At 59.3% G+C, this 13,998-nt stretch carries 10 protein-coding genes and 4 tRNA genes; 1 reads left to right on the forward strand and 13 read right to left on the reverse strand.

Annotated elements, in window-relative coordinates; all coding sequences use genetic code 11:
- Positions 1 to 11: 11 nt before the first annotated feature.
- Both GH769_RS15365 and GH769_RS15370 read right to left on the reverse strand, forming a co-directional pair.
- On the reverse strand, positions 12 to 938 hold the full coding sequence (locus GH769_RS15365) for a DUF1837 domain-containing protein (RefSeq protein ID WP_032903794.1): 927 nt from the start codon (positions 936 to 938) through the stop codon (positions 12 to 14).
- A 523-nt stretch (positions 939 to 1,461) separates the two neighbouring features.
- Positions 1,462 to 1,538 (reverse strand) — tRNA-Val (locus GH769_RS15370).
- A gap of 184 nt (positions 1,539 to 1,722) precedes the next feature.
- On the opposite strand from GH769_RS15370, the gene GH769_RS15375 reads away from it, so the two are divergent.
- On the forward strand, positions 1,723 to 3,006 hold the full coding sequence (locus tag GH769_RS15375) for an FAD-binding oxidoreductase (RefSeq protein WP_032903795.1): 1,284 nt from the start codon (positions 1,723 to 1,725) through the stop codon (positions 3,004 to 3,006).
- Between the two features lie 136 nt (positions 3,007 to 3,142).
- Here the strand turns inward: GH769_RS15375 and GH769_RS15380 are convergent, their stop codons facing one another.
- The 11 genes from GH769_RS15380 to GH769_RS15430 form a co-directional block, all read right to left on the reverse strand.
- Complete coding sequence (locus tag GH769_RS15380; RefSeq protein WP_032903796.1) at positions 3,143 to 4,114, reverse strand: XdhC family protein; 972 nt, start codon at positions 4,112 to 4,114, stop codon at positions 3,143 to 3,145.
- A gap of 1 nt (position 4,115) precedes the next feature.
- The gene (locus tag GH769_RS15385) at positions 4,116 to 5,351 is read right to left on the reverse strand and encodes a cytochrome c (protein WP_032903797.1); all 1,236 of its coding nucleotides are present in this window, start codon (positions 5,349 to 5,351) and stop codon (positions 4,116 to 4,118) included.
- Between the two features lie 2 nt (positions 5,352 to 5,353).
- Positions 5,354 to 5,893 carry a (2Fe-2S)-binding protein gene (locus tag GH769_RS15390; RefSeq protein ID WP_032903798.1) on the reverse strand — a complete coding sequence of 180 codons (540 nt, stop codon included), beginning with the start codon at positions 5,891 to 5,893 and terminating at the stop codon, positions 5,354 to 5,356.
- Positions 5,886 to 8,717, reverse strand: coding sequence for a xanthine dehydrogenase family protein molybdopterin-binding subunit (locus tag GH769_RS15395; RefSeq protein WP_032903799.1), 2,832 nt, complete (start codon positions 8,715 to 8,717; stop codon positions 5,886 to 5,888). The genes GH769_RS15390 and GH769_RS15395 overlap by 8 nt, the downstream gene beginning before the upstream one ends.
- Positions 8,718 to 9,105: 388 nt before the next feature.
- A tRNA-Asp gene (locus GH769_RS15400) sits at positions 9,106 to 9,182 on the reverse strand.
- A 105-nt stretch (positions 9,183 to 9,287) separates the two neighbouring features.
- Positions 9,288 to 9,364, reverse strand: a tRNA-Asp gene (locus GH769_RS15405).
- A gap of 56 nt (positions 9,365 to 9,420) precedes the next feature.
- Positions 9,421 to 9,496 (reverse strand) — tRNA-Val (locus GH769_RS15410).
- Positions 9,497 to 9,603: 107 nt separating this feature from the next.
- On the reverse strand, positions 9,604 to 10,368 hold the full coding sequence (locus tag GH769_RS15415) for an SDR family oxidoreductase (RefSeq protein WP_014719149.1): 765 nt from the start codon (positions 10,366 to 10,368) through the stop codon (positions 9,604 to 9,606).
- 11 nt (positions 10,369 to 10,379) lie between these two features.
- On the reverse strand, positions 10,380 to 11,591 hold the full coding sequence (locus GH769_RS15420) for an O-succinylhomoserine sulfhydrylase (RefSeq protein WP_014719150.1): 1,212 nt from the start codon (positions 11,589 to 11,591) through the stop codon (positions 10,380 to 10,382).
- Between the two features lie 65 nt (positions 11,592 to 11,656).
- Positions 11,657 to 13,162 carry an amidophosphoribosyltransferase gene (gene purF, locus GH769_RS15425; RefSeq protein ID WP_003192537.1) on the reverse strand — a complete coding sequence of 502 codons (1,506 nt, stop codon included), beginning with the start codon at positions 13,160 to 13,162 and terminating at the stop codon, positions 11,657 to 11,659.
- A 41-nt stretch (positions 13,163 to 13,203) separates the two neighbouring features.
- Complete coding sequence (locus GH769_RS15430) at positions 13,204 to 13,761, reverse strand: CvpA family protein (protein ID WP_014719151.1); 558 nt, start codon at positions 13,759 to 13,761, stop codon at positions 13,204 to 13,206.
- Positions 13,762 to 13,998: the final 237 nt, after the last annotated feature.

The following is a 13,998-nucleotide window of genomic DNA, read 5'->3' on the forward strand; positions in this document are numbered from 1 at the left end:
CGACTCCCATATCAGTCTAACGCCGCATTGAATTCATTCCTAAACTCCTGCACAGAGGGAAATGGAATAAAAAAAACATCAAGACATAGATGAGACCTTGAAAAACCCAAGAGTTTTTTCTCTAATTTAGAAGCGATTAGATTTGTTTCTTTCGAAAACCTTGCTCTGAACTCATTAGTTAAAACGGGATGAGAAACACCGGGCGCACTTGAATATGCATCCCAGTTATAACCTATAAGGCAGGCATGATTTATTCTTGCGCCGGGACCGGGCTCACCAAGCCGGATATGCTCAGTGACAGCATCCTGAACTTCTTTATCCGCGTATTTGAAATGTTTTGTGATCATTGTGAATTCATGCTTATAGATTTCATCAGCATGAAAGCTATCAATACTTTTGATAGCCGAACTAATTGCATCATCTATATTCTGATAAAGCTTTGACTCACCAAAATAAAAATCGACAAGCTGATCATCCGCATTCCACTTAACATGAATACCATCAGAGCCGTTTGCCTCTAACTTTCTGTTTGTCTTTAGCTCCATTTTCGCTACTACTTGCGGAGCTTGAACTATTGCTTCAATCAGAAAATACAGTAAAGCTTCTCCGGCCTCACCTGTCTTATCGGGACTATCATCAGTTATGTCCGGATGACGAAAGAGCTTCCTGGCCTCTTTAGTGAGACGAGCAGCATCTTTGAATGTTATAGGCGTAGGTCGATTCTTCGCAGCAATACAATAATCGATTATATAGTTATATAAAAGCCCTGCTAAAGCCTTCACCATCGGCCGCCCGTTACCATCGAATTTCAGGTGATGAAATCGCAGCTTGGTTCTAATAGAACTTATAGTATCGCTATGTTCAATAGAGTCGATACACGCGGTATAGTCATTACTATTTACTGTGATCAGAGATTTTATCTCTGCAATTTTGACCATTCCTTGTCACTCCACCTCTGCACAATTCAATTTCGAGCTTTTTCTATCTATCGGTGCTTAGAGTCCGACAAGCCTACAAAAAACGCGAAGACAGATTGCCACTATACCGTAGCGGAGCTGAAAGCCAATTTTTCTGTTGGGGCGTATAGATTGGAAGGTGGGATGTCCGAGGTCGAGGTTACGCCGGCACAACAGGGATGTGGAGGAATTTTATTCAGGAAGTAAAAAGACGTTCAAGCACACTACTTAGGTATCATTAGGGGCTGTTCCACTCCGAGATCCCCCACTAATAAAACTATTAAAAAACAGCTAGTTAAAGGTTTCAGACAACCCGCCACCGCCTACTTCGACACCGCCAATTCAAAAGTAAAATTCACACGTAAATGAACCGTTATTGGCGTTCACATTACCCAGTGTGAACGAACACTATATTTTGTGAACGCTCTGAAGAAATCCAAGCCAACAAAAAAGGGCCCACCTTTCGGTGAGCCCTTCTAGACCGCCCAGCAGAGCGGATTTTGTTTGGTAGGCGCGATTGGACTCGAACCAACGACCCCCACCATGTCAAGGTGGTGCTCTAACCAACTGAGCTACGTGCCTGCTGTGAGGCGGCATTCTACGGAATTCCGAAGGGGTGTCAACATCTTTTTTGCAGCTAACCCTATGAATATGCGAATTTTTTATTTGCGTCGGGTACACCCGTGATTTCCGGGTGGCTGGCAGGCAATTTTCAACTCAGGTAGGATCGGCGCACTCGTAAAAAATATAAAACAGAGGTTCCAGGATGGCGAACACCCCCTACCCCCAGTCGTATTACGCCGCTTCTGCGAATGCAGTTCCGCCCCGTCCTGAGTTGCAAGGTGAGGTCGAGACCGATGTGTGCGTGATCGGGGCCGGCTATACCGGGCTTTCCAGTGCGCTGTTTCTGCTGGAGAACGGCTTTCGCGTTACGGTGCTGGAAGCCGCCAAGGTCGGTTTTGGTGCCTCGGGTCGCAACGGTGGGCAAATCGTCAATAGTTACAGCCGCGATATCGACGTGATCGAGCGCAGCGTCGGGCCTCAGCAGGCGCAGTTGTTGGGGCAGATGGCGTTTGAAGGCGGCAGAATCATCCGTGAGCGCGTGGCCAAGTACCAGATCCAGTGCGACTTGAAGGACGGTGGCGTGTTCGCCGCCCTCAACAGCAAGCACATGGGCCACTTGGAGTCGCAGAAGCGTCTGTGGGAGCGCTACGGCCATACGCAACTGGAGTTGCTGGACGAGCGACGCATCCGCGAAGTGGTGGCCTGTGACAACTATGTGGGCGGCTTGCTGGACATGAGCGGCGGCCATATCCACCCGCTCAACCTGGCGCTCGGTGAAGCCGCGGCTGTGGAATCCCTGGGCGGCACGATCTATGAGCAATCGGCAGCGGTGCGCATCGAGCGCGGCGCTAATCCGGTGGTGCATACCGCCGAAGGCAAGGTCAGGGCCAAATTCATTATCGTCGCGGGGAACGCTTACCTGGGCAATCTGGTCCCGGAGCTGGCGGCCAAGTCGATGCCGTGTGGCACCCAAGTGATCACCACGGCGCCACTGGGCGATGAAGTAGCCAAGACTTTATTGCCACAAGATTACTGTGTCGAGGACTGCAACTACCTGCTCGACTACTACCGCCTCACCAGCGACAAGCGCCTGATCTTCGGCGGCGGCGTGGTGTATGGCGCACGAGACCCGGCGAATATCGAAGCGATCATCCGGCCGAAAATGCTCAAGGCATTTCCGCAACTGAAGAACGTGAAGATCGACTACGCCTGGACTGGCAATTTCCTGCTGACCCTGTCGCGTTTGCCGCAGGTCGGTCGCCTGGGTGACAACATCTATTACTCCCAGGGCTGTAGCGGCCATGGCGTGACGTACACGCACCTGGCAGGCAAAGTACTGGCAGAGGCCTTGCGGGGTCAGGCTGAGCGTTTTGATGCGTTTGCGGGCTTGCCGCATTACCCGTTCCCGGGTGGGCAAATGTTGCGCACGCCGTTTGCGGCGCTGGGGGCTTGGTACTACGGGTTGCGGGATAAATTCGGGATGTAAACACAGGCAGACTGTAGCGAGGGAGCTTGCTCCCGCTGGGCTGCGAAGCGGCCCCAAAAGCCTGGGAGCGCTACGCACTCCAGCGGGAGCAAGCTCCCTCGCCACATTTACATCAAGCCTTCAAGCAAAGATGCGCTCAGAGCCGGTCGCGAGTAATCCCGCTGCGAATCCGCACGATATCCGCCAATACCGCCAACGCAATTTCCGACGGCGTCCTGCTCCCCAGGTTAAGCCCGATGGGCGCGTGTATCCGCGCCAGTTCAGGCTCCCCCAACCCACCGATGCGGCGCAGTCGCTCAAAGCGCTTCTGCGAGGTCTGCAACGACCCCATCACGCCAATGTAGAACGCGTCGGTACGCACCGCTTCCATCATCGCCAGATCATCGATACGCGGGTCATGCGTCAGCGCAACCACCGCCGTATCACGGTGACAGCCGCCATCGGCAATAAACACCGACGGCAACTGGCGACGAATCTCCACGCCATTGAGCACCACGCCTTCGAGCACTTCATCGCGTGGGTCGCAGAGAATCACTTCGAACCCGAGGCCGACTGCAAACTCGGCACACGCCTGCGCCACGCTGGAGTACCCGGCCAGCAATAGACGCTGAGCCGCACCGACGCGGAGGCGCACCCGCTCACTGTCACGCTCGATGCGCGCGCCCTGCTCACAATCAGCGACCAGGCGGCGCGCCCCGCTGGCCAGGTCGACCTGGCGAATCAAGCGCCGCTGCCCGAGCAGCGCCGACTCCACTTCACGCAGGTGCGCCTGCACCTCGCAGTCAGGCTCGAACTTCTCAACCAATACTTCGAGAATGCCGCCGCAGGGCAGGCTGACCCGCGAGCGCGGATCGTCCCCTGCGCCGTAGCGCACCACGTTGACCGCATCGAGAAACGCACCGTCAGCGACGCGTTCGAGAAAGTCTTCCTCGACGCAACCACCCGACAACGACCCAATCCACTGCCCTGCGGCGTTCACCGCCAGCAACGAACCCGGCGCACGCGGCGCCGAGCCGTAGGTGGCCAGTACCGTACAGAGCCAGATGCGTTGCCCGGCCACCGACCACTCCAGCGCCCGTCGTATCACCTGCAGGTCCAGATGCTGCATGTCAGTGCGCCTTGTGCTCGATGGACGGCGCCTCAGCCTGCAACTTCTGCACATCGCTCACCGCCAGCTCCGCCGATTGCCCGCCCCAGCCTTGGCGCAGGTAATTGATCAGATCGGTGAGTTGCGCCGGGCTGAGTTTTCCAGCGAAGCCCGGCATCGGTTGCATGTGCTCGAACCCGGAGAACTTCTGCTCACCGATCCCGTCCTCGATCACCCGCACCAGGTTGCGCGGGTCTTCCAGACGCAGCGTGGTGTTGCCGCGCATCGCCACCGCGATGTGCGGCTTGCCTTCACCCCCCGCGGCATGGCAACCGGCACAGACGTTCAGGTATTCCTGGCGGCCGCGCAGAGCGCTCGGGCCGAGCTTGTCCACCGGCACTTCGACCAACGCCTTGGCTGCCGGCGGTTTATCGCCGAGCAGGAAGGTCGCCATCGCGGCCAGGTCCGTATCGCTCAGGCCCTGGGTGCTGTTGTGGAACACCGGGAACATCTCGTTGAACATCGTCCCTTGGGCGCTCATGCCGTGCTTGAGGAACGTGGCCAGGTCCTGCTCATTCCAGCCGCGCGCGGCCAGGTCCGTGGCGAGCAGGCTGGGCGCCAGATAGCCATTGAGGATGCCGCCGGTCAGGCGCTTGTCCAGCTCCATCGCACCGGGCAGGCCACGTGGCGTGTGGCATTCGCCGCAGTGGCCGAGCACTTCGACCATGTACTGGCCGCGCTTCCAGGCTTCGCTCTTGCCTTCGGCCGGTTCCAGTTTCAGCGCTTTGCCGTACAACACGTTCCAGCCCATCAAGCCCAGGCGCACGTTGAAGGGAAAGCTCAGGCTCGTGACCGGCGCTGCGCGCTTGATCGGCTCGATGGTTTTGAGGTACGCATGAATGGCGTCCGAGTCTTCACGCGGCATCAGGTGGTACGAGGTGTAGGGCATCGCCGGATACAAGTACGCACCGTCGCGACGCTTGCCTTCGGTCAACGCAGCGAAGAACTCGTCATCGCTGTACAAGCCGATGCCGTGTTCTTTGCTTGGCGTGATATTGGTGCCATAGATGGTGCCAAACGGCGAGACAATCGGCAGGCCGCCGGCAAACGGCGCACCGCCCGGTGCAGTGTGGCAGGCCATGCAGTCAGCGGCGCGGGCGAGGTATTCGCCGCGCTTGGCTTGATCATCAGCGTGGGCAAACAATACCGGCGCGGCCAGGCCGACCGCCAAGGCCAGGCGGGTCAGAAAAAGCTTCATGCTTAACCCTCCTTGACCAGGCCGAGATCGGTCAGCACGTTGCGGGTGGCGTTGTAATAACGCACGTACCCGGTACAACGGCAGACGTGATGACCGAGGCTGTCCTCGATGACTTGTTCCAGCTTGCTGTGCACGGTCGGCTGGCGTTGCAGTTTCTCCACCAACACGGTGGCCGCATTGACGAAGCCCGGCGCGCAATAGCTGCACTGAAAGGCGAACTCATCCACGAAGCGCTGCTGGATCGGGTTGAGCTCAGTGACCTGGCCCGACTCATCGCGCTTGGCGTGGCCTTCGATAGTGCGCACTTGCTTGCCTTCGAAGTAATGCGCGCCGGTGATGCAGGTGCGCACTTCTTCGCTGGTGCCATCCGGGTTGTCGACGATCACCACGCAGGCGTGGCAAATGCCCTGGCCGCAGCCCAGTCGCGAGCCGGTGAGGTTCTTGTACTCGTGCAGGTAGTCAATCATCGGCAGGTCATCAGGGATGTCCACCGGGCCGACGGATTGACCATTGAGGGTCAGTTGAAGCGGACGGTTAGCCATTGAGGGCCTCCTTAATGCGGGCAGCCGTGATTGGCAGGTCGCGAACACGTTTACCGATGGCGTGTGCCACCGCATTACCAATGGCCCCGACAATCGGGATCATCACCACTTCAGCGATACCTTTGGACGGGTCGCTTGGCGACAGCGCCGGCAGAATCTCCGAGGTCTGTTTCCATACGGCAACGTGACGCGCCATCGGCAGACGGTAGCGGTTGAAGTTCCAGTCGCCCTCCCCCGGCCCGCCTTCGTACAACGGCATTTCCTCCATCAACGCGTGACCGATACCCATGGCCACTCCACCTTCGAGCTGGCCTTTGACCAACTCTTCAACCAGCACACGCCCGCACTCGACCCATGAATGGTGATTGAGCACTTCGACCTGCGCCGAACCCTTGTTGACCTTCAACTCGACCAACGTGGCGACGGGGCTGTAGTACGTCACCGCAGCGTTATTCAACTGGGTGGCGGGATAGCTGACGTTCTGGCGATCGAGCAGGTGGAAACCGGCAGTGCTCATCAGCGCCTGCTTGGCTTTCGGTGCGCCATCGCCGTATTTCACCGCCAGACCGTCGAGCGGCAGGCGCTCGCGCACACCGTCGATGCTGTACTCAGCCTCGGCCCAGCTCCAGCGGTTGAACCCGTGGACCGTGGCAGCGGTGACCAGGCCGCGCTCATGAGCGCGCTTGGCCAGTTCTTCAAAGCTCAATGGCTGCATGCCGTTGGCAGTGAGCTTGCCGTCCACCCAATGTGCGTCTTCGCGGCGCACCACATAGGGGTTGGCCTGGCCGCCGAACGGGCCCTGGCGCCAGATCTCCAGCGCCGCTGGCCACAGGCCGTGGTTGAACAGCACACGCGCCGCTTCACGGGTGGCGTGGCTGAAGTAGTACGCCGAGTTGGTCGCGGACGACGCCGACGCGAGCTTGCCCACCCAACGCGGGTTGCGCAGCAGGTTGTCCTGCTCGGCCTGGCTCATGGTGTAGGGGTTGCCGCCGGTGACCAACTGCATTTCCTGCCATTGTGTTTCGCCGGTCTTCACTTCGTGGGCCGGGCTGCCAAGGAAGTCGGCGACCACCAGCGATTGCGAAGTGGACATGCCGGTGCCGATTTCGATCCCGATGTGGCGCAGGCTGATGCGGCCGTCAGCGCTGAATTCAACACTGGCCATCGGCGCTTCGGAACCGGTGCCGAAGTCTTTCTGGCAGATGGCAAAACCGACGCCATACCAGTTATCCGGGTCTGCGGCTTCACGCTGTTGCTTGATCGCGTCGCGGTTTTTCCATACGTCGTGCGCAGCGGCCTTGTCGAGAATTTCGTGCAGCCGCAACGCACCGGCAGGGATCGCGCCCTGGGTGTTCTTCATGCCCGAACGCAGTGCGTTCTTGCGTCGCAATTCAATGGCATCCACACCCAGGCGACCGGCGATTTCGTCGACCATCATTTCGGTCGCCGCCATGCTTTGCAGGGTGCCGTAGCCCCGCATCGAACCGGCTTCAACGCCACGGGAGTGGTACGCAGTGACTTGCAGGTCGTTCTGCGGCATGTAGTAGATCGACTGCGCCGCCGTGGCGCCGACCGCAGCCACCGACGGGCTGTAGTTGATCCGGCCACCGCCGTCGACGCTCATGTCGGCGAGGAAGATTTTGAAGCTGTGGTCGTTCTTGTCGACCGCCAACTGATAGCGCATATCGAACGAGTGACGCTTGATGCCGCTCTGGAATTGCTCGTAACGATCATTGGCCAGACGCACCGGTACACCGGCGCCATACAACGCAGCGAGGGCGGCGTAGTAGACGAAAATGTTGTGGTCTTTGGAACCGTAACCCACGGTATAACCCGGATGCATGTTCAGGTGGGCCAGGCCGAAGCGCGACGGCGAGATCATCTTGGCGGTCTCGGTCGCCACTTCCAATGGGCACTGGGTGGCCACCACAAAGTGTAGGGTCTTGGTCGCCGGATCGTACCAACCGTTGCCGTTGTCCGGCTCCATGGCGGCCGGTTCGATCGATGGGGTTTTGTAGCGCTCGTCAAACACCAGCCAGTTGTCCGGTGGCGTGTTGATCTGGCTTTTCATGCGCTCGGCGTAGAACAGCCCGCGCTCGGTCAGGTTGCCGTGCAGGTTTGGCTGGGAATTCCACACCGGGCGACGGTTTTTCAGCATCGGGAACAGGATCGAATCCTTGAGGCTGGCGAATTCGTCTTCGTCGGCCGAGGTCGGGCCACCCACGCGCACGTAGCGGAAGCTACCGTAGGGGTCACCTTCGTAATACGGCACTTTGGCACCGTAACGAATCGCCTTGTCATTGAACTTGAGCTTGTTCTTGGCCTGACGGAAACGCTCGAAGTCGTTCCAGATCAGGATCGCCACCGGGTGACCGATGAACATCGGCACTTTGCCCTCGGGCAACAACGGATCCGGCGCATGTTCTTCCGGGAAGACGATACCGTCTTTGTCCAGGTCGGCAGCGGTGACAATGCGGTCCGGCTGCAACTCGGCGCCAAGCCACGACAGGTCGTAGCCCGCGTAGATGTGGTCGGCCTTGATGGTTTTGAGCAACATGGCGTGACCTTGCTGCTGGGGCCAGCCAGGCATGTCCTTGGAACGGATGTCGCGGGCAAACACCTTGCTGCCGCAGACTTTCGACAAGGCATCGTTACGCTGGCGCGCCTTGCCGTTATGGCCGAGCCACTTTTCAGACGGCACGGTCACGCTGTTTTCCATCAAGGCAGCCAGCGCCTGGGTGCTGAGCGGCGTGAGCGTGACACTCACACCCGCCACCAGCCCGCCCTGAAGGAACGAGCGCCGGGTTATTTCACGGTTGGACATGGATCATCCTCTGAGCGGTTATAAATCCGCCCTTATGGTTAAGTACACCGAATCTGGAGACTTGCAGAAGCCTTTCTCGACGAATCAAAAGGCCATGATGACAGTGCAAAGTTGACCGAAGGGTTAACTTTAAAGGTTTCTGCGCCTGCGGCAAATAACCACATTGAAATTTTTTGACACAAGAACGCAAAAACGGCCGACAGAATCGAAATGATCTGTCGGCCGTTTGCCGATAATGAGCGCTGTTGGCAGCGAAGAAGATGAGGTTTTTTTCAAACCCCAGACACAAAAAACCCCGGCCTTTCGACCAGGGTCTTTGCTATCGCATCAAGGTGAGCCAGTGGCTTTCCTTGTGCTTCAAGGCGTTCAGTGGGCCTTGAGGCAGATATGGCGCAGCGGACGGGACTCGAACCCGCGACCCCCGGCGTGACAGGCCGGTATTCTAACCGACTGAACTACCGCTGCGTATCGCTTGGCTGATTGAGCATGAACCCTCAACCACCTTTAAACATCTGATCGATCAGCCTTGGCTGTTCAATCTCAAGCCCGACAGATCGAACCTGGAAAATATGGCGCAGCGGACGGGACTCGAACCCGCGACCCCCGGCGTGACAGGCCGGTATTCTAACCGACTGAACTACCGCTGCGCGTCGGTGCAACCTTTAACGTTGCGTCTTGCCCTAGGGGCAAAACTCTCAAGAAGTGGTGGGTGATGACGGGATCGAACCGCCGACCCTCTGCTTGTAAGGCAGATGCTCTCCCAGCTGAGCTAATCACCCTTTGCTTCGTTGAGGCCGCGAAATTTACGCAGGTAGCGGACCTAAGTCAATAGCCTGCTTGAAGTTTTTCTGAAAAAGACAAAATAACTTCAAGGCGGCTACCCGCCCTACTCGCTGTAAATCATCTTCTTGCTCATGCCGCCGTCCACCACAAACTCTTGCCCGGTGACGAACCCGGCCTGGCGTGACAGCAACCAGGCCACCATCGCCGCCACGTCCTCCACCGTCCCCACCCTGCCCGCCGGATGCTGGGCATGATCGGCGTCGGTGAGCGGCTCTGCACGCCGCGCAGCCGGGTCACGTGCGTCGATCCAGCCAGGGCTGACCGCATTGACCCGCACTTCGGGACCCAGGCTCATGGCCAACGCGTGGGTCAGGGCCAACAGCCCACCTTTGCTGGCCGCATAGGCTTCGGTGTCGGGCTCGGATTGACGCGCCCGGGTCGAGGCCAGGTTGACGATAGCGCCGCCGTGGGCACGCAGGTAAGGCGCGCAGTGCTTGGCCAACAGCATCGGCCCGCTGAGGTTGACCGCCAGCACCCGATTCCAATACGTCAGATCGAGGCTTTCCAGGGTGATATTGCGCGGGTCGGCCACCGCCGCATTGCACACCAACGCATCCAGGCGCCCGAACTGCCCCAGCACCTCGGCGACACCCTGGGCCACTTGCTTCTCGTCGGCCACGTCCATGGTGATAAACCAGGCATTGTCGCCCAGCACCTTGGACACCTTGGCACCGCGCTCGCGGTCCAGGTCGGTCAGCACCACCTGCCAACCTTCACTGATCAGCCACGCGGCAATCCCGAGGCCAATGCCCCGCGCCGCGCCCGTCACCAGCGCCACGCGCCCGTTACTGGCCGCCGCAGCCTCCATGGACCACTCGATCACAAGGCCGCCAGCCCGCGGGCCAGGTCTGCCTGCAAGTCAGCAACATCTTCCAGGCCCACCGCGATGCGGATCAGGCTGTCACGAATGCCGGCCGCTTCACGCTCCTGCGGCGCCAGGCGCCCGTGGGAGGTGGTGCTCGGGTGGGTGATGGTGGTCTTGCTGTCACCCAGGTTGGCGGTAATGGAGATCAAGCGCGTCGCGTCGATGAAGCGCCAGGCGCCGTCTTTGCCGCCCTTCACTTCAAAACTCACCACCGCCCCGAAACCACGCTGCTGGCGCTGGGCCAAGGCGTGTTGCGGGTGGCTCTTGAGGCCGGCGTAATGCACTTTCTCGATACCGTCCTGCTGCTCCAGCCACTCGGCCAGGGCCTGGGCGTTGGCGCAATGGGCTTTCATGCGCAGGCTGAGGGTTTCCAGACCTTTGAGGAAGATCCAGGCGTTGAACGGGCTGAGGGTCGGGCCGGCGGTGCGCAGGAAGCCCACCACTTCCTTCATCTGCTCGCTGCGACCGGCCACCACGCCGCCCATGCAACGGCCCTGGCCGTCGATAAACTTGGTTGCCGAGTGCACCACGATGTCCGCACCCAGCTTCAGCGGTTGCTGCAAGGCCGGGGTGCAGAAGCAGTTGTCCACCACCAGCATCGCGCCCTTGGCATGGGCGACTTCGGACAGCGCGGCGATGTCCACCAGCTCAGCGAGCGGGTTGGACGGCGATTCGACGAACAACAGCTTGGTATTGGCCTTGATGGCCGCCTCCCAACCGGACAGGTCCGCCAGGGGCACGTAATCGACTTCAATACCGAAACGCTTGAAGTACTTCTCGAACAGGCTGATGGTCGAGCCGAACACGCTGCGCGATACCAGCACATGGTCGCCGGCGCTGCACAGGCTCATCACCACCGCCAGGATGGCCGCCATGCCGGTGGCAGTCGCCACGGCCTGCTCGGCACCTTCCAGGGCCGCGATGCGCTCTTCAAACGCACGCACGGTCGGGTTGGTGTAGCGCGAATACACGTTGCCCGGCACTTCGCCAGCAAACCGCGCAGCGGCGTCGGCGGCAGTACGGAACACGTAGCTGGAGGTGAAGAACATCGGGTCGCCGTGCTCACCTTCCGGGGTACGGTGCTGGCCGGCGCGCACAGCCAGGGTATCGAAAGCTACGCCATCGAGGTCGCTGTCCAACCGACCGGCATCCCATTCCTGACTCATGCTGCGACTCCTTATTCAATTCTTTGTTTAAGATACAAAACCGGCCCCTCAGGGCCGGTGTTTACTCAGTTGTTATACAGGTCGATGATCGCGCTGACCGCCTGGGTCTTGATCTTCGACGAGTCGTTGCGCGCTTGCTCGATCTTGTTCAGGTAGGCCTCGTCGACATCGCCGGTGACGTACTTGCCGTCGAACACGGCGCAGTCGAACTGCTCGATCTTGATCTTGCCACCGCCAACCGCTTCGATCAGGTCCGGCAGGTCCTGGTAGATCAGCCAGTCGGCGCCGATCAGGTCGGCCACGTCCTGAGTCGAACGGTTATGCGCGATCAGCTCATGGGCGCTCGGCATGTCGATACCGTACACGTTCGGGTAACGCACCGCGGGCGCCGCAGAGCAGAAGTACACGTTCTTCGCCCCGGCTTCGCGGGCCATCTGGATGATCTGCTTGCAGGTGGTGCCGCGTACGATGGAGTCATCTACCAGCATCACGTTCTTGCCGCGGAACTCAAGCTCGATGGCGTTGAGCTTCTGGCGTACCGACTTCTTGCGCGCAGCCTGGCCGGGCATGATGAAAGTACGACCGATGTAGCGGTTCTTCACGAAGCCTTCGCGGAATTTGACGCCCAGATGGTTGGCCAGCTCCAGCGCGGCGGTGCGGCTGGTGTCCGGAATCGGGATGACCACATCGATATCGTGCTCGGGACGCTCGCGCAGGATCTTCTCGGCCAGCTTCTCGCCCATACGCAGGCGCGCCTTGTAGACCGAGACACCGTCGATGATCGAGTCCGGACGCGCCAGGTAGACGTGTTCGAAGATGCACGGGGTGAGTTTCGGCGCTACGGCGCACTGGCGGGTGTGCAGCTTGCCGTCTTCGGTGATGTAGACAGCCTCGCCCGGCGCCAGGTCGCGGATCAGGGTGAAGCCCAGCACGTCCAGGGACACGCTTTCGGAAGCGATCATGTACTCGACGCCTTCGTCGGTGTGACGCTGGCCGAACACGATCGGGCGAATGCCGTGCGGGTCGCGGAAACCGACGATGCCGTAACCGGTGATCATCGCCACCACGGCATAACCACCGACGCAACGGTTGTGCACGTCGATCACGGCGGCGAACACGTCTTCTTCGGTCGGCTGCAGCTTGCCGCGCTGGGCCAGCTCGTGGGCGAACACGTTGAGCAACACTTCCGAATCGGAGCTGGTGTTGACGTGGCGCAGGTCAGATTCGTAGATCTCCTTGGCCAGTTGTTCAACGTTGGTCAGGTTACCGTTGTGCGCCAAAGTGATGCCGTAAGGCGAGTTGACGTAGAAAGGTTGAGCTTCGGCCGAGGTCGAGCTACCGGCAGTCGGGTAGCGCACATGGCCAATGCCCATGTGCCCGACGAGGCGCTGCATGTGACGCTGATGGAACACGTCACGCACCAGGCCATTGTCCTTGCGCAGGAATAACCGGCCGTCGTGGCTGGTCACAATACCGGCAGCGTCCTGGCCGCGGTGCTGGAGGACGGTTAGCGCGTCATACAGCGCCTGATTGACGTTCGACTTACCGACGATACCGACGATGCCACACATGCGACACAACCCCTACTTAATGAATCTTGACTGAACACAGCTTACTGAGGCGTTTTGGCCGGTAAGAGGTGTTCCTTGAACGGAAGATCAGCGGGTACGCTGATTCCGCTGGCCAGCCACTGACTGCTCCACCCCAGAATGAGGTTCTTGGACCAGTCTGCAACCAATAGAAATTTTGGCACGAGTACCGACTCCTGCCACCACGAATCCTGCTGTACCGGCCCCAGGCTCAACAGCCCGACCGCCACGACCACCAGCAGCGCGCCACGCGCAGCCCCGAAGGCCATGCCGAGAAATCGATCGGTCCCTTCGATGCCGGTGACACGTATCAACTCGCCGATAAGATAATTGACCATTGCCCCCACCAACAGCGTGGCGATGAACATGATGGCGCAGCCCGCGATGACGCGAGCCGAAGGTGTCTCTATGTACCCGGCCAGGTAGACCGACAGTGAACCACCGAACATCCAGGCTACGACTCCTGCAATGATCCAGGTCAGCAACGACAGTGCTTCTTTTACGAAGCCGCGGCTCAGACTGATCAAAGCGGAGATGGCGACGATTGCAACGATCGCCCAATCAACCCAGGTAAATGGCACAGTGCAGCCTACGTACGGATAAGGCGGCGCATTTTAGCAGAGCGCCGGGCTATCGGTAAGCGGTGATTGCGGCTGCTTTGCAAATCAATAGATTGGGCGGTGTGAACGCCATTTCAAGCCCACCATAAATCAATGTGGGAGCTGGCTTGCCTGCGATGAGGGCGGCATATTCGACATCGTTGTCGATTGAACCACCGCCATCGCAGGCAAGCCAGCTCCCACATTTAGAGCCTATTG

This window comes from Pseudomonas sp. CFSAN084952 (assembly GCF_009648855.1).
In the GTDB taxonomy this organism is placed as follows: domain Bacteria; phylum Pseudomonadota; class Gammaproteobacteria; order Pseudomonadales; family Pseudomonadaceae; genus Aquipseudomonas; species Aquipseudomonas paracarnis.

Excerpts from the sequence above, each read along its gene's own strand:
- GH769_RS15365 (WP_032903794.1), bottom strand. The coding sequence starts at position 938 with ATGGTCAAAATTGCAGAGATAAAATCTCTGATCACAGTAAATAGTAAT.
- GH769_RS15375 (WP_032903795.1), top strand. The coding sequence starts at position 1,723 with ATGGCGAACACCCCCTACCCCCAGTCGTATTACGCCGCTTCTGCGAAT.
- GH769_RS15380 (WP_032903796.1), bottom strand. The coding sequence starts at position 4,114 with ATGCAGCATCTGGACCTGCAGGTGATACGACGGGCGCTGGAGTGGTCG.
- GH769_RS15385 (WP_032903797.1), bottom strand. The coding sequence starts at position 5,351 with ATGAAGCTTTTTCTGACCCGCCTGGCCTTGGCGGTCGGCCTGGCCGCG.
- GH769_RS15390 (WP_032903798.1), bottom strand. The coding sequence starts at position 5,893 with ATGGCTAACCGTCCGCTTCAACTGACCCTCAATGGTCAATCCGTCGGC.
- GH769_RS15395 (WP_032903799.1), bottom strand. The coding sequence starts at position 8,717 with ATGTCCAACCGTGAAATAACCCGGCGCTCGTTCCTTCAGGGCGGGCTG.
- GH769_RS15415 (WP_014719149.1), bottom strand. The coding sequence starts at position 10,368 with ATGGAGGCTGCGGCGGCCAGTAACGGGCGCGTGGCGCTGGTGACGGGC.
- GH769_RS15420 (WP_014719150.1), bottom strand. The coding sequence starts at position 11,591 with ATGAGTCAGGAATGGGATGCCGGTCGGTTGGACAGCGACCTCGATGGC.
- purF (WP_003192537.1), bottom strand. The coding sequence starts at position 13,162 with ATGTGTGGCATCGTCGGTATCGTCGGTAAGTCGAACGTCAATCAGGCG.